The organism is Embleya sp. NPDC005575, assembly GCF_040605455.1.
GTDB lineage: Bacteria > Actinomycetota > Actinomycetes > Streptomycetales > Streptomycetaceae > Embleya.
Window position 1 is genome coordinate 22,684 of record NZ_JBEXCV010000023.1, and the last position, 20,801, is coordinate 43,484.

Genomic DNA, 20,801 nt, shown 5'->3' on the forward strand with positions numbered 1-20,801 from the left:
TTTGTGTCGACCACTCGCGGTGCTCGGCGGCCGGCGCCGCCGGCGCGTGTGAACGAGGGAGCAGGCCCCATGAAACCGACCGCCACCTCGCGGTACACCCGAGCCAGGGACGACCTGCTGGCCGACCCCGCCGGCCCCACCGGCGCGACCCGCCGGCAGGCGCTCGGCGCGCTGTCGGATCGCTGGCTGACCGAGCTGTACACCGGCGCGGGCGCGCCGACCGAGGGCGTGTGCCTGGTCGCGGTCGGCGGCTACGGCCGGCGCGAGCTGTCCCCGGGCAGCGACCTGGACCTGGTCCTGCTGCACGAGGGCCACGCCCGGATCACCGAACTCGCCGACGCGATCTGGTATCCGGTGTGGGACGCGGGTATCGCCCTGGACCACTCGGTGCGCACTCCCGACGAGGCCCGCCGGGCCGCCGCCGAGGACCTGCGGGTGCAGACCGGCCTGCTCGACATCCGCCACATCGCCGGCGATCCGGACCTCACGGCCGCGCTGCGCACGTCGATGTTCACCGCGTGGCGTGCGGCGGCGGTCAAGCGGCTGCCCGAACTGCTCGAGTCCTGCCGCGAACGCGCGCGGCGCCACGGCGAGGTCGCCTTCCTGCTCGAACCCGACCTCAAGGAGGCCCGCGGCGGCCTGCGCGACGCGACCGCGCTGCGGGCGATCTCGGCCTCGTGGATCGCGGACGCGCCGCACGAGGAGGTGGACACCGCGCGGGCCACGCTGCTCGACGTGCGCGACGCACTGCACCTGGTCACCGGGCGGGGCGTGGATCGACTGCTGCTCCAGGAACAGGACGCGGTCGCCCAGCGGCTGGGCCTGCTGGACGCGGACACCCTGCTGCGCCGGGTCTCGGAGGCGGCCCGGGCGCTGGCCTACGCGTCCGACGTGACCTGGCGCGAGGTCCGCCGGGTGCTCGCGGCGCGCGAGGCAGGCGCGGGAGTACGCCGGCTGCGCCGGGCCCGCGCGGGGGCGTCCGCACGCACGCCGCTGGCCGAGGGCGTGGTCGAGTACGCGGGCGAGGCGGTACTCGCGCAGGCCGCGCAACCGGCCCGGGACCCGGTGCTGCTGCTGCGTGCCGCCGCGGCCGCCGCGCAGGCCGGCCTGCCGCTGTCCCGACACACCGTGGACCGGCTCGCGATCGAGTGCCCGCCGTTGGCCGATCCGTGGCCGCCGGCCGCCCGCGAGGCGTTCGTGTCGCTGCTCGGAGCCGGGCGGGACGTATTGCCGGTCTGGGAGGCGTTGGAATCCAAGCGGCTGATCACCGGGCTGTTGCCGGACTGGGACCGGGTGCGCTGTCGTCCGCAGCGCAACGCGGTACACCGCTTCACGGTCGACCGGCATCTGATCGAGACCGTGATCGAGGCCGCCGCGCACACCCGCCGGGTGGCCCGGCCGGACCTGCTCCTGGTGGCCGCGCTGCTGCACGACATCGGCAAGGGTTGGCCGGGCGATCACAGCGTGAGCGGCGAGGTGATCGCGCGCGAGGCCGCCGTGCGGATGGGCTTCGCCAAGAACGACGTGGACGTGCTGGGCACGCTGGTGCGTCACCACCTGCTCCTGGTGGACACCGCGACCCGGCGCGACCTGGACGATCCGACCACCGTGGCGGCGTTCGCCGAGGCGGTGGGCAGCGTGGAAACCCTCGATCTGCTCCACGCGCTCACCGAAGCCGACGCCGCCGCCACCGGACCCGCCGCGTGGAGCGAGTGGCGGGACGCCCTGGTCCGGGACCTCGCCGCCCGGACCAGGGCGGTGTTCGCCGGCCGACCCACCCCGATGGTGTCCGAGCGGATCGTCACCGCCGAGGTGTCCGGCGAACTTCCGGTGGTGCGGCTGGAACCGCTGCCCTTCGGCGCCGAGGTGACCATTGCCGCAGCGGACCGGGTCGGCCTGATGGCGCTGTCCGCGGGCGTCCTGGCGCTGCACCGCCTCACCGTGCGCTCGGCCGCGATCGACGTGGTCGAGGACCTGGGCGTCACGGTGTGGACAGTGGAGACCGAGTTCGGCCGGCTGCCCGACCCGGCCGCGCTGCGCGAGGACGTGCGCAAGGCCCTGGCCGGCGGCCTGGACGTGGCCGCCCGGCTGGCCAAGCGCGAGGCGGCCTACCCGCCCCGGCGCGGCACCACCCGGGCGCCCGCCCGGGTGGAGGTGATCGCGGACGCTTCGCAGAGCGCGACCGTCCTGGAGGTGCGCGCGCACGACAGCCCCGGGTTGCTGCACCGGATCGGCAAGGCGCTCGCCGACGCCCGGGTGAGTGTGCGTCAGGCGCGGGTCGGCACGCACGGCGCGGACGCGGTGGACGCCTTCTACGTGGTCGCCCCGAATGGACGCCCGCTGACCGCCGCCGACGCCCGGAGCCTGGCCAAGACGCTGGAGAAGGCGCTGGCGCCGTGATCCGCGACCCCGGCGGCGTGATCCGGAGCACCCGCGCCGCGGTCCGAGACACTCGCGCCGGAATCGGCCAAGGTACTCGCGCGGGAAGCGACCGCGGCATCCGCGCCGGGATCGGCCACGGCACCCGCGCCCGAACCGGCGAGGGGGCGAACGGCGCCGGTCACGGCGTCCGCGGCGGAATCCCGGACGCGTGCCCCCGTCACGACCGCTCGGCGGGCGGTTAGGCTGGGGCCGACACCACCCGTATCTGACGAAGGACCTCTGCCGACGTGTTCGACACTCTCTCCGACCGCCTCGCAGCGACCTTCAAGAACCTTCGCGGCAAGGGGCGGCTTTCCGAAGCCGACATCGACGCCACCGCGCGCGAGATCCGCGTCGCCCTCCTGGAGGCCGACGTGGCACTCCCGGTGGTCCGCGAGTTCATCGGACGCGTCAAGGAGCGCGCCCGGGGCGCCGAGGTGTCGGGTGCGCTCAACCCGGCCCAGCAGATCGTCAAGATCGTCAACGAGGAACTCGTCGGGATCCTCGGTGGCGAGACCCGCCGGCTGCGCTTCGCCAAGACCGGCCCGACGGTGATCATGCTCGCCGGCCTCCAGGGCGCGGGCAAGACCACCCTGGCGGGCAAGCTGGGCAAGTGGCTCGCGGAGCAGAAGCACCAGCCGCTCCTGGTGGCCTGCGACCTCCAGCGCCCCAACGCGGTCAACCAGCTCTCCGTGGTCGCCCAGCGGGCCGGCGTCGCGGTCTACGCGCCCGAGCCCGGCAACGGCGTCGGCGACCCGGTCAAGGTCGCCCGCGACTCGATCGAGTTCGCCAAGACGAAGCAGTACGACGTGGTCGTGGTGGACACCGCCGGCCGCCTGGGCATCGACGCCGAGATGATGCAGCAGGCCGCGGACATCCGGGACGCGGTCAAGCCGGACGAGATCCTGTTCGTCGTCGACGCGATGATCGGTCAGGACGCGGTGGTCACCGCGCAGGCGTTCCTCGACGGCGTCGGCTTCGACGGCGTGGTGCTCTCCAAGCTCGACGGCGACGCGCGCGGCGGCGCGGCCCTGTCGGTCGCGTCGGTGACCGGCCGGCAGATCATGTTCGCCTCCAGCGGCGAGAAGCTCGACGAGTTCGATGCCTTCCACCCGGACCGGATGGCCTCGCGCATCCTGGGCATGGGCGACATGCTCAGCCTGATCGAGATGGCCGAGGCCAAGTACGACCAGGACCTCGCGCTCAAGGCCGCCGAGAAGCTGCACGGCGGCGGCAACAACTTCACCCTGGAGGACTTCCTCCAGCAGATGGAGCAGGTCAAGAAGCTCGGCTCGATCTCGAAGCTGCTCGGCATGCTGCCCGGCATGGGCGCGATGAAGGAGCAGATCGACAACATCGACGACCGCGACCTGGACCGGGTCGCGGCCATCATCAAGTCGATGACGCCGGCCGAGCGGGCGGACGTGAAGATCCTCAACGGCTCGCGCCGGGCTCGGATCGCCAAGGGTGCCGGTACCGAGGTCAACGCGGTCAACAACCTGATCGAGCGGTTCGTCGAGGCCCGCAAGATGATGGGTCAGATGGCCAAGGGCGGCGGCATGCCGGGAATGCCCGGGATGCCGGGCATGGGTGGCGGCGCCGGCAAGAAGAAGGGCAAGGCGCCCAAGCAGGCCAAGGGCAAGCGCCAGTCGGGCAACCCGATGAAGCGCAAGCAGGAGGCGGCGGCCGAGGCGGCGCGGCGCGAGGAGCGCGCGGCGAACCCGTTCGGCCTGCCGGCCGGCGGCGGCGCGGGCGGCGCGGCCGACTTCGAACTTCCCGATGAGTTCAAGAACTTCCTGCCGCCGGGCCAGAAGTAGGCTCGGACGCGACGCGGGACGACCGCACTCGGGGACGACCCGGGTGCGGTCGGATCACACGACGAAGGGACGCAGGCAGATGACGGGGGTCGTGGATCTGTACACCGTGCCCGGTGCTCACGTGGGCATCCGCGCGCCGCGGGAGTCGGACGCGACGGCGTCCGCGGAGGCCATCCGCCGCTCGGACCACATCGCGCGCTGGAATCCGTCCGACCCGGACGACCTGCCGGACCTGATCCGCCGACAAAGCGACACCTTCCGCACGTTCCTGGTGGTGGATCTCGCCGACGCCGGCCTGGTCGGCCGGGTCAACGTCTCGAACATCGTGCGCTCGCGCTTTTGCAACGCCTCGCTCGGCTACGACGCGTACAAGCCGTACGCGGGCACCGGGCGGATGACCGAGGCGCTCGCCCTGGTGATCGATCGGGTGTTCGCGGCGGACGGCCTGGGGCTGCACCGGCTGGAGATCAACGTGCAGCCGGGCAACGAGGGTTCGATCGCGCTCGCGCGTCGGATGGGCTTTCGACACGAGGGCTTCACCCCGCGGATGCTCTTCCTCAACGACGCGTGGCGCGACCACGAGCGGTTCGCGCTGACCTCGGAGGAGTGGCCCGGGGCGGAGAAGACGATTCTTCCCTCGTAGCGCCGGACATGGCAGGCTGCCCGGCCATGACGTACGAGGTCGAGCCTGCCGTTCATCCCGAACTCGCCGCCCATACCGCGCACTTCACCAAGCGCGTGTACACCGTGGCCGAGCACGTACACGTCGCCGTGGGCTGGTCCTCGGCCAACGCGACGGTGATCGAGGGCCCCGACGGCCTGGTGGTGGTCGACACCGGCAGCGGCGCGGACCTGGCCGCGGTGATCGAGGCGGAGTTGCGCCCGCACCTGGGCGACCCGCACGCGCCGGTCCGGGCCGTGGTGGTCACCCACCATCACCCCGACCATGTGAACGGGCTGAGCCACTGGGCCGCGACGCCGGATGTGGACGTGTACGCGCACCGGACGTTCCTGGCGAGTCTGACCGACCAGTCCGGTCCCGCGCTGCACATCATGGGCCTGCGTTCGGTGTACTCGCTCGGCAACCTGCTCGGCCCCTCGGACACCGAGGGCGTCAACGACGCGGTCGGCCCGCACGCGGGGGTGGGCACACCGTCGTTCGTGATGCCCACGGTGCTGGTGGGCGACGAGTTGGAGACCGAGGTGGCGGGCGTGCGGCTGCGCCTGTTCCACAACCCCGGCGAGACCGACGACGCGATCAGCGTGTACCTCCCGGACAGCGACGTGCTCCTGTGCGGCGACACCATCCAGGGCCCGACCCTGCCGAACATCCATACCCTGCGCGGTTGTCGCTACCGCGATCCGATGCAGTGGGTGCGCAGCATCGACGCTCTGCGCGCGCATCGGGCCGCGCACCTGATCCCCAGCCACGGACAGCCGGTGTCGGGAGCCGCGAAGGTGGCCGAGGTGCTGGCGGTGGAGCGGGACTGCATCCAGTACATCCACGACCAGACGGTGCGTCGGATGAACGAGGGGCTGACCCCGGACGAGTTGGCCGAGACCGTCGAACTGCCCGAACACCTGGCCTCGTACGCGCCTTACGCGCGGGAGTACTACGGCACGGTCAAGCACACCGTGCGGCAGATCTTCTTCGGTTACCTGGGTTGGTTCGGCGGCGACCCGGTGGACCTGGACCCGCTGCCCCGGGCCGAATACGCGCGCCGGACGGTGGAGTTGATGGGCGGCCGGGAACCGGTGCTGGACGCGGCGACGCGGGCGTACGCGGCGGGCGAGTACCAGTGGGCGGCCGAGTTGGCCACGCACCTGACCCGGATCGACCGCGAGGACGCGGACGCGCGCTCGGTCAAGGCCGCCGCTTTTCGCCGGCTGGGCTACGCGCAGCTCAACATCAACTGGCGAAACTGGTACCTGACCAGCGCGGACGAGTTGGAGGACCGGATCCAGCCGATCCTGCCGCTGATCAACTTCGCGGCGGTCTTCGCGCCCAGGGATCTGGTCGCCCGGATCCCGGCGGCGTGGCTGATCGAGTTGTACACGACCCGGTTGCGGGCCGAGGAGGCGCTGGACGTGGACGCCGTGCTGGGCTGGCGGGTGCTCGGCGGTGTGTACGGCGAGGAGGAGGTCGCCCTGCACATCCACCGCGGCGTGGCCCGCTTCCTGCGCGAGATCCCGTCGGACGCCGAGGTGGTCCTCGAACTCCCGCGCGAAACCGTGGAATCGCTCCACCTGGGTCGCACCGACCTGCGCGGCGCCCTGGCCGGCGAGGACGCCCGGACCGTGCGTGGCACAGCCGAACGGGCGGTGACCCTGCTGGATCTCTTCGACCCGGCACAACCGAAGAAGCCCACCGAACTCACGCTGCGCTGAGTTCGCCGACCGCCGGCTCGCGGCACCCGGGTTTCGGGTGCCGCGGTGTGGCTGCGGAGCGGTGCCGACCGTGGCGCTCGCACCGGTCGCGCTGACCCGGGCCAACCTCAAGCAGGTGCTGCCCACGCTCACCGGCCTGGACGTGCGCGAGGTGTGCACGGTCGAACTGGCGTCCGCGTGCGCCCTGCTCGGGCTCGGCTGACGGCGTCGCGGATTGCGGGCGCGGGATACCGGGTGCGGGTTGTGCGGCGCGGGCGGTTGCCCGGTGCCGCATGCAGCCAAGGCAGGCAATACAACATCACGATAAAATTCGTGCATGAAGGCGACGGTACGACAGCTCGAATACCTGGTGACGGTGGTCGACACGGGGTCGTTCACCCGGGCCGCCGAACTGCTGCACGTCACCCAACCCGCGCTGTCGCACCAGATCCGGGCCCTGGAACAAGCCGTCGGCGGCGCGCTGCTCGAACGCCTGCCCCGCGCGATCCGGCTCACCCCGATGGGCCGCGCCGTACTGCCGCATGCCCGGGCGACCCTCGCCGACACCGAGCGCCTGCACGCGGCGGCGCAATGCGTGGCCGGGCTGGCCGGCGGCGAATTGGAGATCGCCACGGTCTACTCGGTGAGCCTGGGCATCCTGCCGCCCGTGCTCCGCGCCTGGCGACGCCGGCAGCCGGGCGTGCGGATCCGGCTGCGCGAGTACGCGCACACCGACGAACTCCGGGCCGCGATGGCGGCGGGCCGGGCCGACCTGGCCATCGGCCCGACGCCCGAGTCCTGGCCCGGGCCGGTACGCGACCTGGGCGTCGAGGAGTTCGTCGTGGTGCTCGCCGCCGACGATCCGGCGGCGATCGACGCCGACGGCACCATCGCGCTCGCGGCGCTCGCCGGCCGCTCCTGGGTGCACTTCGCCCCGGGCAACGGCCTGGCCGAGCTGCTCGACCGGGTCTGTGGTGCGGCCGGCTTCCACCCGGCGGTCGCCGTCCGCGCCGAACAGACCGCCGCCGCACCGCTGTTGGCCGCCGCCGGACTGGGTCCGACGCTGGTTCCGGCGGACATCGTGCAGCCCGGCTTCGACGGCGTCCTGCTGCGCCCGGACCCACCCGTGCGCCGAGTCCTCACCGCCTACACCCGCACCCGCCCCGACCCGCTCACCACATCCTTCGCCGACCTCCTGGCCGAACACGCCTTCGGCCGCCGCCCGGAACGGTCGGCCTGACGGACGACCGAACGCGAGTGCCCCGCCGATCGACTCGGCGGGGCACTCGGCGGGGAGCCGGAAGCGAGGTCAGCTCGCGTCGAGGACCAGCTTGCGCACGTATTCGACCGCCTCGGCGACCGGGACCAGCGCCTTCTCGCCGCTCGCCCGGGAGACGATCTCCACGTTGCCCTCGGCCAGGCTGCGGGCGCCGACGGTGACCCGGAACGGGATGCCGACCAGCTCGATGTCCTTGAACTTCACCCCGGGACGCTCGGCGCGGTCGTCCAGGATCGTGTCCACCCGCTGCCGGAGCAGTTCGGTGTGGATCTCCTCGGCCGTGGTGCGCGACTTCTCGTCGTCCACGTCGAGAAGCGCGACCGCGACCTCGAACGGCGCCACCGCGATCGGCCAGACGATGCCGTTCTTGTCGTGGTGCGTCTCCACGACCGCGGCCATCGCGCGCTCGACGCCGATGCCGTAGCTGCCCATGATCGGGGTGACCCGCTCGCCGTCCGCGCCCAGCACGTTCACGCCGAGAGCCTCGGTGTACTTGTAGCCGAGCTTGAAGATGTGACCGATCTCGACGGTCTGCTCGACCTCCAGGCCGGTGCCGCACGTGGGACACGGCTCGCCGGCCACCACCTCGCGCAGGTCGGCCCAGGTGCCCACGGCGATGTCCCGCTCGACGTCCACGCCACGCACGTGCACCTTGTCGACGTTGGCGCCGGTGACCATGTCCCGACGACCGCGCAGCGCCTGGTCGGCCAGGATCGGCAGGTCGCGCACGCCGACCCCGCCCAGGCTGCCCGGGTAGGCGCCGAGCGCGGCCTTGATCTCGTCCGGGGTGGCCGGGCGCACGTCGGTGGAGCCGGTGGTGTCGATCAGCTTCTGCTCGACCAGCGCGTGGTCGCCGCGCAGCAGGGCCAGGGTGAGCTGCCCGCCGACCATGTAGACCAGCGTCTTGATCTGCCGGTCGGCCGGCACGCCGTGCGCCTTGGTCAGGTTCTCGATGGTCTTGATGCCGGGGGTGTCGAACCGCTCCGGCGCGTCGAGTCCGGCGCCGTCCTCGATCGCCGCGAGCCGCGATGTGGCCTTCTCGACGTTGGCCGCGTAGTCGCACTTCGGGCAGTGCACGACGAGGTCCTCGCCGGCCGCCGACGGGCACATGAACTCGGTCGAGCCGCTGCCGCCCATGGTGCCGCTGGACGCCTGCACGGCGATCGCCGGGATGCCCAGGCGCTGGAAGATCCGCACGTACGCCTGCCGGTGCGCCTCGAACGAGCGGTCCAGCCCCTCGGCGTCCAGGTCGAAGCTGTAGGAGTCCTTCATGGTGAACTCGCGCACCCGGATCAGGCCGCTCTTGGGCCGCGGCTCGTCGCGGAACTTGGTCTGGAACTGGTACCAGGTCTGCGGCAGGTCGCGGTAGGAGCTGAGCTCGTGCGCGAGGGTGGTGAAGATCTCCTCGTGCGTCATGCCCAGCGCGAGGTCCGAGCCCTTGCGGTCCTTGAGCCGGAACATCTCGTCGCCCATGACTTCCCAGCGACCGCTCTTGTGCCAGATCTCGGCCGGGTGCATGGTCGGCAGGATCATTTCCTGCGAGCCGATCCGGTTCATCTCCTCGCGGATGATCGCGACGACCTTCGCGCGCACCCGTACCGCGAGCGGCAGCAGCGAGTAGTGGCCGGCCATCAGCTGCCGGATGTACCCCGCGCGCACGAGCAGACGGTGGCTGACCGCGTCGGCGTCGGCGGGGTCCTGGCGGAGGGTGGGTACGTACAGTTCGGACCAACGCATGAGACCGTGGCGACCTAACTACTGGAAGAGGGAGAAGGGCGATGCGGCTTGCATTCTAAAAGCCGCGCGTACCTCGGCCACCCGAGTTCACGCCCGGCTTTGGCCGCGGGCCGGAAGTCTGGCAGAATGGCCAGCTGAGTACCCGGGGCATTGCCGGACCCTCTCTCCGCATGCTTACCGTGTCCACGATCAGCCGAGCTTCATGTCCCCACGTGAATGCCGGCTGTTCACCCACGTCAAGATGCAGGAGACACCACTCTCGTGGCAGTCAAGATCAAGCTGAAGCGCCTGGGCAAGATCCGTTCGCCCCACTACCGCATCGTCGTCGCCGACGCCCGCACCAAGCGTGACGGTCGGGCGATCGAGGAGATCGGTATCTACCACCCGATGGAGAACCCCTCGCGCATCGAGGTCGACTCCGAGCGGGCGCTCTACTGGCTGGGTGTCGGCGCGCAGCCGACCGAGCCGGTCGCGCACATCCTCAAGCTCACCGGCGACTGGCAGAAGTACAAGGGTCTGCCGGCCCCGGCCCCGCTGCTCGTCGCCGCGGAGAAGGCCGACAAGAAGTCGCTCTTCGAGGCCGCCGCCCGTGAGGCGATGGACGAGCCCAAGGACGGCGCCACCACGCCGAAGGCCAAGAAGGAGAAGAAGGTCGAGGCCGCCGCCGAGACCGAGACTCCGGCCGCCGAGGGCGAAGCCGCCGCCGAGACCGCCGCTAACGAGGGCTGACCGTGCTCGAGGAAGCCCTCGAACACTTGGTCAAGGGCATCGTCGAGCATCCGGACGAGGTCAAGGTACGGGCGCGTAATCTCCGCCGCGGCCGCATTCTCGAGGTTCGGGTCCACCCCGAAGACCTCGGGAAGGTCATCGGTCGAGGCGGTCGCACCGCGCGTGCGCTGCGCACCGTCGTGACCGCGCTCGGCGGCCGGGGAGTCCGCGTCGACCTCGTCGACGTCGACCAGGTTCGCTGACGTACTCGGACATCACCGTCCAACCGGGAGCTGCCCGGCGGAGCTTTCCGCCGGGCAGCTTCTTGGCATATGCAGTCCGGGCATACGCAGTCTTGGCATTTCCGGCTTCGTGGCATTTTCCCTCCTGCCCCGGGCACGAGGTCCCACTCGGGGCAGAGATCGAGGAGTCGCAGGTGCAGCTTGTGGTCGGCCGTATCGGCAAGGCGCACGGCATCAAGGGCCAGGTGACCGTCGAGGTCCGCACCGACGAGCCCGAAGTGCGGCTCGCACCCGGCGCGGTGCTGATGACGGATCCCCCGTCGGTCGGTCCGTTGACCATCGCCGACGGCCGGGTGCACAGCGGCCGGCTGCTGCTCACCATCGAGGGCGTGACCACCCGCAGCGGCGCCGAGGCGCTGCGCAACACGCTGCTGATCGCCGAGGTCGACCCCGAGGAACTGCCCGAGGACCCCGAGGAGTACTACGACCACCAGCTGATCGGGCTCGACGTGGTCACCGCGGACGGCGAGGCGATCGGCGAACTGACCGAGGTCGTCCACCTGCCCTCGCAGGACCTGTTCATGGTCCGCCGGTCGGACGGTCGCGAGGTGATGATCCCGTTCGTGCACCAGATCGTCCCGGAGATCGACCTGGAGAACCAGCGCGCGGTGATCACTCCGCCACCGGGTCTGCTGGACGCGGAGAACGCGGTGCTCGCGGTGCCGGACCCGGAGGCGGGCGAGACCGAGCCGCGTGAGCGCAAGCCGAAGAAGACCAAGCCGAAGAAGCTCACGGCCGCCGAACGCGCCGAGGCGAAGGCCGCCCGGGCCGCGGCGAAGCCGGAGCCCGACGCGAAGCCCGAGCCGGGGTCGACGCCGCAGTCGAAGGCGGAGCCCGAGCAGGACCCCTCGTGAGGATCGACGTCGTCACGATCTTCCCCGAATACCTCGCACCGCTGGACGTCTCCCTGGTGGGCAAGGCGTGTGCCAAGGGGCTGATCGACGTACACCTGCACCAACTGCGGGACTGGACGTACGACGTGCACAAGACCGTCGACGACACTCCGTACGGCGGCGGCCCCGGCATGGTGATGAAGCCCGAACCGTGGGGCCTCGCGCTGGACGCGGTGCTGGAGCGCGGCGCGAGCGCGGCGGCATCGGTGCCGCGGATGATCGTGCCGACCCCGTCCGGGCGGCCGTTCACCCAGGATCTCGCGGTCGAATTGGCCGAGGAGCCGTGGCTGCTGTTCGCGCCGGCCCGGTACGAGGGCATCGACCGGCGGGTGCTCGACGAGGCGGCGACCCGGATGCGGGTGGACGAGGTGTCCATCGGCGACTATGTGCTCGCCGGCGGCGAAGTGGCCGTGCTGGTCATGGTCGAGGCGGTGGCTCGGCTGCTGCCCGGCGTGCTCGGCAATGCCGAGTCGCACCGGGACGACTCGTTCGCACCGGGTGCGATGGCCAACCTGCTCGAGGGACCGGTGTACACCAAGCCCGCACAGTGGCGCGGCCGCGAGGTGCCACCGATCACGGTGTCCGGGAACCACGGCGCGATCGCCCGCTGGCGGCGGGACGAGGCGCTGCGCCGCACCGCCGCACACCGGCCCGACCTGATCGCCCGGATCGACCCGGCGGCCGTGGACAAGAAGGACCGGGCCACCCTCGCCGAGCTGGGCTGGGTCGAGCGGGACGGCCGGTTTCAGCCGGCCGATACACCTGTGGCAGACTGAGACGCTGTTGCCATGTCCCGATCCGGACCGGGTTCCCCGGGAGTCGGACGGCACCCCTGCCACAGGGGGAGCGCCACTCGGGAGCGGCGACCCCACACCTGTGACCACGAAACCCGTGGGTGACCTGTGGCACCCACGAGAAAGCGACGCGAGATGAACAAGCTCGACCACATCGATGCCGCATCCCTGCGGGACGACGTCCCGGACTTCCGTTCCGGTGACACCCTCAAGGTGCACGTGCGAGTCATCGAAGGCAACAAGTCCCGCGTCCAGGTCTTCCAGGGCTTCGTCCTGCGTCGCCAGGGTGACGGCGTGCGCGAGACCTTCACGGTCCGCAAGGTCAGCTACGGCGTCGGCGTGGAGCGCACCTTCCCGGTGCACACCCCGGTGATCGAGAAGATCGAGCTGGTCACCCGCGGTGCGGTCCGTCGCGCGAAGCTGTACTACATGCGCGACCTGCGCGGCAAGGCCGCGAAGATCAAGGAGAAGCGCACGGACCGTCCGGGCCGCTGACCCGTACGTTCCACCCGGGGTGCCTCGGCCATGTCGACGCGACCCGGACGCTAGGCTCGTTCGCGATGGACGACGCAGAGCAGAGCAAAGGCCGTGCCTCCACGGCGGAGGAATCCGCCGGTACCTCGTCCACCGAGGTCGTGGAGGCGCGGCCTTCGCGTGTCTCGGGGCAGGCACGGAGCGCGGACGGCGACGAGAGCGGCTCCGAGGGGGCCGTCGCGACGGTCACGGAGGCGGTGAAGTCTCCAATCCTGGTAAAGGATTCGGCCGTGAACCGGACCCCGGCTTCGGCTGCGGACCCCGTACCCGCAGCCGCCCCGGAGCTCGCCGCGGACGCGCGCGTCGCCGCCGACTCCGTCCCCGATTCCGACCGCGATTCGGCGGCGGAGCGGGACGAGCCCGTCGAGCCGGCGGACGCCGTCGCCGACACCGCCGACACCGATGACGACAAGGCCGACGACCCCGACGACGCGCTCCCCGCGCCGCGCCGGCGGCGGATGCCCGCGTGGGTCGAACTGCCACTCCTGGTCGCGGTGGCGATGGTGGTCGTGCTCGCGGTGAACTCGTGGGTGGCCCAGCCGTTCGTGATCCCGAGCGGTTCGATGGAGAACACGCTGCAGGTCGGCGACCGGGTCCTGGTCAACAAACTCGCCTACCGATTCGGGGACATCCGACGCGGCGACATGATCGTCTTCGACGGACGCGGCTCGTTCACGCCCGAGGACACCGACAAGCCCAACCCGGTGACCGGCGCACTGCGCAAGCTCGGTGGGGTGTTCGGCTTCACGAACCCGGACGACAGCGACTTCGTCAAGCGGGTGATCGGGATCGGCGGCGACGTGGTCAAGTGTTGTGACGCGCAGGGTCGGGTCACCGTCAACGGCGTGCCGCTCGACGAGGGCGACTATCTGCATCCGGGTGACAAGCCCTCGGACTTCCCCTTCGAAGCCGAGGTGCCCAAGGGCAAGCTGTGGGTCATGGGCGACCACCGCAGCAACTCGGCCGACTCGCGCGACCACCTCGGCGACCCGGGCGGCGGCATGGTGCCCGAGCGCCGGGTGATCGGGCGGGCGCAGTGGATCATCTGGCCGTTCGGTCGGATCCAGGGCGCGGACCGGCCGAGGACGTTCGAGCAGTCGGACTTCGACCGTCGTGGGTAAGCGCGGCAAGCCCAAGGGCGGCCGCGCCGCCGACACCGGCACGTCCGGGCCGGCCACGCGTGCGCATGCCCCCGGCGCTTCGCCTGCGGCACCGGCCGCCGCGGTGGTGCTCGGCGAGGCCGAACCGCCGATCGCCGCCCCCTCGGTCGAGGTGGGCGCACCCAAGCGGCGGCGGCGCGGCCGGCGCTCGCGGCGCAAGGAGAAGGTGGTGCCGCTATGGCGCGAGTTGCCGATGCTGGCGGTGATCGCGCTCGCGCTCGCGCTGCTCATCAAGACCTTCCTCGTGCAGGCGTTCTACATTCCGTCCGGTTCGATGGAGCACACCATCAACGTCGGCGACCGGGTGCTGGTGGACAAGTTCTCGCCGTGGTTCGGGTGGACCCCCGAACGCGGCGAGGTGGTGGTCTTCCCGGATCCGGGCGGGTGGTTGGGCGACAAGAAGTCGGACGACCCGCCGCCCGGGCTCAAACAGATCAAGCAGGGCCTGGTGTTCGTCGGCATGTTGCCCTCGGACGACGAACAGGACCTGATCAAGCGGGTGATCGGGGTCGGCGGCGACACGGTGGCCTGCTGCGACCCCTCCGGCCGGATCACCGTCAACGGTGTCCCCTTGGACGAGCCGTACCTGTACCGGGGCAACGCGCCCTCGGAGAAGAGATTCAGTGTGACCGTGCCCAAGGGTCGGTTGTGGGTGATGGGCGACCATCGCGGTGACTCGGCCGACTCGCGGGCACATATGGATCGGCCCTATCAGGGCACGATCCCGGAGAGCGATGTGGTCGGCCGGGCCGTCGTGGTGGCCTGGCCGTTCGGCCGGGCGCATCGACTGCCCGTTCCGGAAACGTTCGGGAACAAAGCCCTGTCGGTTGCGATTCCCCCGCCCACCCCGGTCGTTATGGGAATGGTGGGTGCGGTTCCGCTGGTCCTGCTACGCCGACGTGTACGCTCGCGCCGGCGCATGCCGGACCCCTGGGGCCGACATCGACCCGGCAACGTGCGCGGCACGGGTCGGAAATCATCAAGACAGAGCTGTGGGCAGCCGGTGGACAGCCCCGACCGGGTGCCGTCCGGCCTGCACGGGTACGAGGAGGCGCCATGGGGGAAGTCGTGATCGGAGCGCGATCCGCTGGTGGAGACGACGATCGTGGGCGGGTGCCGCAGGAGCGGCATCCGACCGACGCGCCGCACGATCCCGGAGCGCCACCGACCCAACCAACGAGCGGGGACGGACCCGCGCAGTCGCCCGATCTGGTGAAGCGACCAGAGGGTGCCGCCCCGGAGGCGGCGCCGATCTTCCCGCCGGCGGGTCCGACCCCCACGCCCGGCGGCCCGGGCGACGGTGCGCCGCCCGACGCGGACGAGCCGGGCGGCTCCGGTGGCTCGGACGGCCCGCAGGACTCCGGGGACGACGAGGGTGCCTCCGACTCGGGTGAACGGCGCAAGAAGAAGGGGTCGTTCTGGAAGGAACTGCCGCTGCTCCTGCTGATCGCCATCGTTCTGGCGCTGCTCATCAAGACCTTCCTGGTCCAGGCGTTCTCGATTCCCTCGGAGTCGATGGAGAACACCATCAAGGTCGGCGACCGGGTGCTGGTGAACAAGTTCTCGCCGTGGTTCGGCGCGGAGCCCGAGCGCGGTCAGGTCGTGGTCTTCCACGACCCGGGCAACTGGCTGCAGGAGGCCCCGAAGCAGTCCGACAACGCGGTGGTGCGCGGGTTGCAGAAGGGCATGTCCTGGGTCGGTCTGATGCCGTCCGCGGACGAGAAGGACCTGATCAAGCGGGTGATCGGGGTGGGCGGCGACCGGGTGCAGTGTTGTGACGCCCAGGGTCGCCTGATGGTCAACGGGAAGCCGTTGGACGAGAGTTCGTACCTCAAGAAGGGTGTGGCCCCGTCGACGAAGGTGTTCGACGTGACCGTGCCCAAGGGTCGGATCTGGCTGATGGGCGACAACCGGGACAACTCGTCCGACTCGCGCTACCACATGGACCAACCGTTCAGCGGGACGGTCGACAAGGACCAGGTGATCGGGCGCGCGTTCACCGTGGTGTGGCCGCTGAACCGGATCCACCGGCTCGGCGTGCCGGGCACGTTCGATCAGCCGGGTCTGGGGCTCGACGTGATCGGCGGCACGCCGATGGCGGCCGGGCTGATCGGGGCCGTGCCGCTGGTGCTGTGGCGCCGGCGCCGGGCCGGGGTGGACGGCGCACCCGAGGCGGCGCCGGCCACGCGTGACCCCTCGGGAGCGCCGCCGGCCTGACCGCGGGCCGCTTCGGTACGGCCGGGTCGCTCGGGAATCCTTCTCCCGGGCGACCCGGCCGTTCGTGTTCGGGGCACAATCCGTGGATGACGACTCAACCCGTGTCATGGCCCGGAGACGTGCCGGAGCCGGTTCCGGACTACCCCGCGGACCTTGCTCCCGACCTGGAACGCCGCGCCGTGCGTGTGGTCCTGCTCGACCCGGACGGCCGGGTGCTGCTGTTTCGCACCCGGGTCCCCGAATCCGACCCGTCGCAGTGGTACGACCTGCCGGGCGGCGGCCTCGACCCCGGCGAGACCTACGTGGATGCGGCGGTCCGGGAGATTTTGGAGGAGACCGGCCTGCGGATCACCCCCGCCGACGTGGGACCGCCCACTTGGCGGCGGAGTGTGACCTGGGTGCGTCCGGGGCATCGGCGGGTGCAACACGAGTTCGTGGTCCTGGTCCGGATCGCCGAGCGGGCGCCGAAGGTCGGCGAGGATCGGTCGCAATGGACGGCCGAGGAGCTGGCCGAGTACCAGGAGGCGGTGTGGTGGTCCACGGCCGAGATCGCGGCCGCCCCGGTGCGGTTCTATCCCGGTCGGCTGCCCGAGCTGCTCGAGGCGTTCCTGGCCGGCGAGCTGATCGACGAGCCGTTCGAGTGGTGGAACGGCTGAGGGATGGCCGGCGGCCCGGGGCCCACCCGGGCGATCCGGGCCGCCCGCGGCCTCCCGGACGGTTGTGCCATGGTGCGCCGGTGGCCGCCAGGGTCGCCGGTACACAATGGGAGACGACAGCGAAGCGCAGGAGCGAGGGGCGCGCATGAGTGCGGAAGATCTCGAAAAGTACGAGACCGAGATGGAGCTGCAGCTCTACCGCGAGTACCGCGACGTCGTGGGTCTCTTCAAGTACGTCATCGAGACGGAAAGGCGCTTCTACCTCACCAACCAGTACGAGCTGCACGTGAGGTCGGCCGACGGGGAGGTCTTCTTCGAGTTGTCCATGGCGGACGCGTGGGTGTGGGACATGTATCGACCCGCGCGATTCGTGAAGAATGTCCGAGTTCTCACCTTCAAGGACGTCAACGTCGAGGAATTGACCAAGAGCGAGTTCGAGATGCCCTCGGGCAACGAGGGGTTCGGCGGCTGAGCGGCTGAGCCGCCGATCGCGGTCCCACACCCGCAAGGGCGGCATCCACAACGACCGGGGTTGTGCACAGCCGGTCGCGCACGCGCTCTCGACCACCTCCGGCCCCGGCATTGTCGGTGCCGGAGGTGGTCGTCGTGCGAAACGATGCGGGTGGCGGCGAAGACCGGGGCAGCGGCCCCCGGGGTGTGGCGCGGGGCGTGGTGGGATCGGCCCGGCAGTCGCGGAACACCGCCGTGGGGCGGTATGGCGAACGGGTCGCGGCCCGGTATCTGATCGAGGCCGGGATGGCCGTCCTGGATCGGAACTGGCGCTGCCGCGACGGTGAGATCGACATCGTTGCCCGGGACGGGCCCACGCTCGTGGTGTGCGAGGTCAAGACTCGGCGGGCGGGCGGCTTCGAGCATCCGTTGGAGGCGGTCGGCGCGGTCAAGGCGGAGCGGCTGCGGGTGCTCGCGGAGCGCTGGCTGCTGGCCCACCCGGTCGGCGGCCCGCCGGGGCGCGAGGTGCGGATCGATCTGGTCGCCGTGCTCGCGGCCGCGCGCGGGGCGGCCCGGGTCGAGCACGTCCGGGGGGTGTGCTGACCGTGGGCTTCGCACGCACCCGCTCGGTCACCCTGCTGGGCGTGGACGGCGTGGTGGTCGAGGTCCAGGCCGACCTGGAGCCCGGGGTGACCACGTTCACGCTGGTGGGCCTGCCGGACAAGACCCTCGTGGAATCCAGGGAGCGGGTCCGCGCCGCGCTGGTCAACAGCGGGGAGGAGTGGCCGCAGCGGCGGCTCACGGTGGGCCTGTCACCCGCGACCGTGCCCAAGACCGGATCCGGGTTCGACCTGCCGATCGCGGCCGCCGTGCTGGCCGCGGCGGGGGTGCTCGACCCCCGCGTGATCGAGGACCTGGTGATGGTCGGCGAACTGGGCCTGGACGGGCGCCTGCGGCCGGTGCGCGGGGTACTGCCGGCGGTGATGGCCGCCGCTGCGGCGGGCTGCGCGCGGGTCGTGGTGCCCGCCGTGGTGGCCGGGGAGGCCGAACTGGTGCCCGGGATCACCGTGTGCGGGGTGACCTCGCTGCGCCACCTGCTCGCGCTGCTGCGCGGCGAACCGGTGCCCGCGCCGGAACACGCGGTGGCCGACATCGGCCTGGGACCGGACCCCCTGGCCGTGGTCGGCACCCTGGCCGCCGGCCCCGCGCCGGCCGGTGCGCGGCCGGCCGACCTGGCCGACGTCGCCGGACAGGACCGGGCCCGGCGGGCGCTGGAGGTGTGCGCGGCGGGCGGACACCACCTGTTCCTGCTCGGCAACCCGGGAGCGGGCAAGACGATGCTGGCCGAGCGGCTGCCCGGGATCCTGCCCGCGCTCGACGGCCCGGCCTCGCTGGAGGTCAGTGCCGTGCACTCGATCGCCGGCACGCTGCGCTCGGACCTGCCGCTGGTGACCACGCCGCCGTTCTGCGCGCCGCACCACAGCGCCACGATGCCCGCGATCGTGGGCGGCGGCAACGGCCTGCCCCGCCCGGGCGCGGTCTCTCTCGCCCATCGGGGCGTGCTGTTCCTGGACGAGAGCCCGGAGTTCGCCGGCCGGGTCCTGGACGCGCTGCGGCAGCCGCTGGAGTCGGGCACGGTCACGGTCGCGCGCAGCGGCGGGATGTTGTGCTTCCCGGCGCGGTTCCTGCTGGTGATGGCGGCCAACCCGTGTCCGTGCGGGCGGTTCTCCGGGCGCGGCCTGGACTGCACGTGCTCGGTGCTGATGCGGCACAAGTACCTCTCCCGATTGTCCGGGCCGCTGATGGACCGGATCGACGTGCGGGTCACCGTGGACGCGGTCTCCCGGGCCGAGCTGTTCGCGCCCGAGGGGTCGGGGGAGCGGTCGGCGGTGGTGGCCGCGCGGGTGCTCGCGGCCCGGGAGCGGGCCGCACGGCGGCTGGCCGGGACCGGGTGGGCGGTCAACGCCGAGGTGCCCGGGCGCGAGCTGCGCACCCGCTGGCGCGTCGATCCGGACGCGCTGGATCGGGCCGCCCGGGACATGGAGCGCGGCCTGCTCACCGCCCGCGGCCTGGATCGGGTGTTGCGGGTCGCCTGGACCGTCGCCGACCTGCGCGGGCACGAGCGGCCCGGCCGGGCCGATGTGGACGCGGCCCTGGAACTGCGGACCGGCATCGTCCGGGGCGACTCGGCCGGCGACGACGAGCCCGCGCCGTGACGGGGCCGGAGCCGCTGCCCTGGGGCGAGTGGGACCCGCTCGCCCGGGACGCCGCGGCGGAGCGGGTGGCCCGGGCGGCGCTGACCCGCTTGGTGGAGCCGGGTGACGCGGCGTTCGGCCGCGCGGTGCGCACCCATGGCGCGGCCCGGCTGCTGGCCGACCTGCGGGCGGGCGCCGCGTTGCCGGTCGAGCTGGCCCGGCGGGATCCGGCCGGCTACCGGGTCCGACTGGGCGGGCACGACCCGGAGCGGGATCTGGCGCGGATCGCCGGGCTCGGCGGTGCCTTCGTGGTCCCCGGCGATCCTGGCTGGCCCACCCAGCTCGACGACCTCGGGGACGCCCGGCCGCTGGGCCTGTGGGCGCGCGGTGCGGCGCCGCTGCGGCTCGCCGCGCTGCGTTCGGTGGCGGTGGTGGGCGCGCGGGCGTGCACCGACTACGGCACGCATGTGGCCGCGACGCTGGCCGCCGACCTGGCCGAGGCGGGCTGGACGGTGGTCTCGGGCGGCGCCTACGGGGTGGACGCCGCCGCACACCGCGGCGCGCTCGTGGTGGACGGCCCCACCGTCGCGGTGCTCGCGTGCGGAATCGACGTGAACTACCCGCGCGGACACGAACGGCTGCTCGCCCGGATCGCCGACGAGGGCACCCTGGTCACCGAGCTGCCGCCCGGGGCGCATCCCACCCGATACCGCTTCGTCGAGCGCAACCGGGTGATCGCGGCGCTGACCCGGGGCACCGTGGTGGTCGAGGCGGCGCTGCGCAGCGGTGCCCTGATCAGCGCGCGCCGGGCGGCGCGGCTGGGCCGCCAGGTGATGGGCGTGCCGGGGCCGGTCGGCTCGCCGAGTTCGGCCGGCGTGCACGCGCTGCTGCGCGAGCCGGGCTCGGTGCTGATCACCCGGGCGGCCGAGGTGATCGAACAGGTGGGCCTGATCGGCGACGACCTCGCGCCGGTGTTGTCCGGCCCGGTCCGGCCGGGCGACGATCTGGCGCCGGCGACGCGCCGGATCCTGGAGACGGTGCCGACCCGGGGCGCGTCGTCCACGGCGCAGATCGCCCGCGAGGCCGGCGTTGCACCCGCAGCCACCCGCCGCCATCTCGACGTCCTGGCCGCCCGCGAACTGGTCGATCGCACCTCGAAGGGGTGGCGTCGCCGTGGCGGTGCTTGACCTGGGGCGGCAGCGATCATCACCGTGAGGGGAGGCCCAATCGAGGAGGTGCCATACCCCGTGACCGAGGAGAACGTGGCCGAG

20 protein-coding genes are annotated in these 20,801 nt (G+C 72.0%); 19 read left to right on the plus strand and 1 reads right to left on the minus strand.

Annotation, left to right across the window (positions count from 1 at the left end; genetic code table 11):
* The first annotated feature begins 69 nt into the window (after positions 1-69).
* The 6 genes from ABZS54_RS10845 to ABZS54_RS10870 all read left to right on the plus strand — a co-directional run bounded on the left by ABZS54_RS10845 (position 70) and on the right by ABZS54_RS10870 (position 7,845).
* Entirely contained in the window at positions 70-2,400 is a 2,331-nt protein-coding gene (locus ABZS54_RS10845) for a [protein-PII] uridylyltransferase (RefSeq protein ID WP_355533340.1), read from the plus strand.
* A 269-nt stretch (positions 2,401-2,669) separates the two neighbouring features.
* The gene (gene ffh, locus ABZS54_RS10850) at positions 2,670-4,238 is read left to right on the plus strand and encodes a signal recognition particle protein (RefSeq protein ID WP_355533343.1); all 1,569 of its coding nucleotides are present in this window, start codon (positions 2,670-2,672) and stop codon (positions 4,236-4,238) included.
* A gap of 79 nt (positions 4,239-4,317) precedes the next feature.
* Positions 4,318-4,881: a GNAT family protein gene (locus ABZS54_RS10855; protein ID WP_355533346.1), complete on the plus strand. Its 564-nt coding sequence runs from the start codon at positions 4,318-4,320 to the stop codon at positions 4,879-4,881.
* 26 nt (positions 4,882-4,907) lie between these two features.
* On the plus strand, positions 4,908-6,626 hold the full coding sequence (locus ABZS54_RS10860) for an alkyl sulfatase dimerization domain-containing protein (protein WP_355533349.1): 1,719 nt from the start codon (positions 4,908-4,910) through the stop codon (positions 6,624-6,626).
* 70 nt (positions 6,627-6,696) lie between these two features.
* Complete coding sequence (locus tag ABZS54_RS10865; RefSeq protein ID WP_355533352.1) at positions 6,697-6,828, plus strand: hypothetical protein; 132 nt, start codon at positions 6,697-6,699, stop codon at positions 6,826-6,828.
* A 114-nt stretch (positions 6,829-6,942) separates the two neighbouring features.
* Positions 6,943-7,845, plus strand: coding sequence for a LysR family transcriptional regulator (locus ABZS54_RS10870; RefSeq protein WP_355533355.1), 903 nt, complete (start codon positions 6,943-6,945; stop codon positions 7,843-7,845).
* Between the two features lie 69 nt (positions 7,846-7,914).
* Here ABZS54_RS10870 and ABZS54_RS10875 read toward each other — a convergent pair whose 3' ends face one another.
* Complete coding sequence (locus ABZS54_RS10875) at positions 7,915-9,621, minus strand: proline--tRNA ligase (RefSeq protein ID WP_355533358.1); 1,707 nt, start codon at positions 9,619-9,621, stop codon at positions 7,915-7,917.
* Between the two features lie 261 nt (positions 9,622-9,882).
* On the opposite strand from ABZS54_RS10875, the gene rpsP reads away from it, so the two are divergent.
* The 13 genes from rpsP to dprA all read left to right on the plus strand — a co-directional run bounded on the left by rpsP (position 9,883) and on the right by dprA (position 20,717).
* The gene (gene rpsP, locus ABZS54_RS10880) at positions 9,883-10,350 is read left to right on the plus strand and encodes a 30S ribosomal protein S16 (protein WP_020553238.1); all 468 of its coding nucleotides are present in this window, start codon (positions 9,883-9,885) and stop codon (positions 10,348-10,350) included.
* A 2-nt stretch (positions 10,351-10,352) separates the two neighbouring features.
* Positions 10,353-10,592, plus strand: a complete 240-nt coding sequence (locus ABZS54_RS10885) for an RNA-binding protein (RefSeq protein ID WP_020553237.1) — start codon at positions 10,353-10,355, stop codon at positions 10,590-10,592.
* Between the two features lie 173 nt (positions 10,593-10,765).
* The gene (rimM, locus tag ABZS54_RS10890) at positions 10,766-11,485 is read left to right on the plus strand and encodes a ribosome maturation factor RimM (RefSeq protein WP_355533362.1); all 720 of its coding nucleotides are present in this window, start codon (positions 10,766-10,768) and stop codon (positions 11,483-11,485) included.
* Positions 11,482-12,300, plus strand: a complete 819-nt coding sequence (gene trmD / locus ABZS54_RS10895; protein WP_355533365.1) for a tRNA (guanosine(37)-N1)-methyltransferase TrmD — start codon at positions 11,482-11,484, stop codon at positions 12,298-12,300. Before rimM ends, trmD begins: the two co-directional genes overlap by 4 nt.
* Positions 12,301-12,453: 153 nt before the next feature.
* Positions 12,454-12,813 (plus strand): 50S ribosomal protein L19, encoded by a 360-nt coding sequence (gene rplS / locus ABZS54_RS10900; protein ID WP_355533368.1) that lies wholly within the window; start codon positions 12,454-12,456, stop codon positions 12,811-12,813.
* 269 nt (positions 12,814-13,082) lie between these two features.
* The gene (gene lepB / locus ABZS54_RS10905; protein ID WP_355533371.1) at positions 13,083-13,973 is read left to right on the plus strand and encodes a signal peptidase I; all 891 of its coding nucleotides are present in this window, start codon (positions 13,083-13,085) and stop codon (positions 13,971-13,973) included.
* 130 nt (positions 13,974-14,103) lie between these two features.
* The gene (gene lepB / locus ABZS54_RS10910; protein WP_355533461.1) at positions 14,104-15,084 is read left to right on the plus strand and encodes a signal peptidase I; all 981 of its coding nucleotides are present in this window, start codon (positions 14,104-14,106) and stop codon (positions 15,082-15,084) included.
* A 140-nt stretch (positions 15,085-15,224) separates the two neighbouring features.
* Positions 15,225-16,229: a signal peptidase I gene (gene lepB / locus ABZS54_RS10915; protein ID WP_355533374.1), complete on the plus strand. Its 1,005-nt coding sequence runs from the start codon at positions 15,225-15,227 to the stop codon at positions 16,227-16,229.
* A gap of 86 nt (positions 16,230-16,315) precedes the next feature.
* On the plus strand, positions 16,316-16,885 hold the full coding sequence (locus ABZS54_RS10920) for an NUDIX domain-containing protein (protein ID WP_355533377.1): 570 nt from the start codon (positions 16,316-16,318) through the stop codon (positions 16,883-16,885).
* A 145-nt stretch (positions 16,886-17,030) separates the two neighbouring features.
* On the plus strand, positions 17,031-17,357 hold the full coding sequence (locus ABZS54_RS10925) for a DUF2469 domain-containing protein (RefSeq protein ID WP_020553228.1): 327 nt from the start codon (positions 17,031-17,033) through the stop codon (positions 17,355-17,357).
* Positions 17,358-17,542: 185 nt separating this feature from the next.
* Entirely contained in the window at positions 17,543-17,938 is a 396-nt protein-coding gene (locus ABZS54_RS10930; protein WP_355533464.1) for a YraN family protein, read from the plus strand.
* A gap of 2 nt (positions 17,939-17,940) precedes the next feature.
* Entirely contained in the window at positions 17,941-19,551 is a 1,611-nt protein-coding gene (locus ABZS54_RS10935) for a YifB family Mg chelatase-like AAA ATPase (RefSeq protein ID WP_355533380.1), read from the plus strand.
* Positions 19,548-20,717 (plus strand): DNA-processing protein DprA, encoded by a 1,170-nt coding sequence (gene dprA / locus ABZS54_RS10940; RefSeq protein ID WP_355533383.1) that lies wholly within the window; start codon positions 19,548-19,550, stop codon positions 20,715-20,717. The genes ABZS54_RS10935 and dprA overlap by 4 nt, the downstream gene beginning before the upstream one ends.
* The last annotated feature ends 84 nt before the right edge of the window (positions 20,718-20,801 follow it).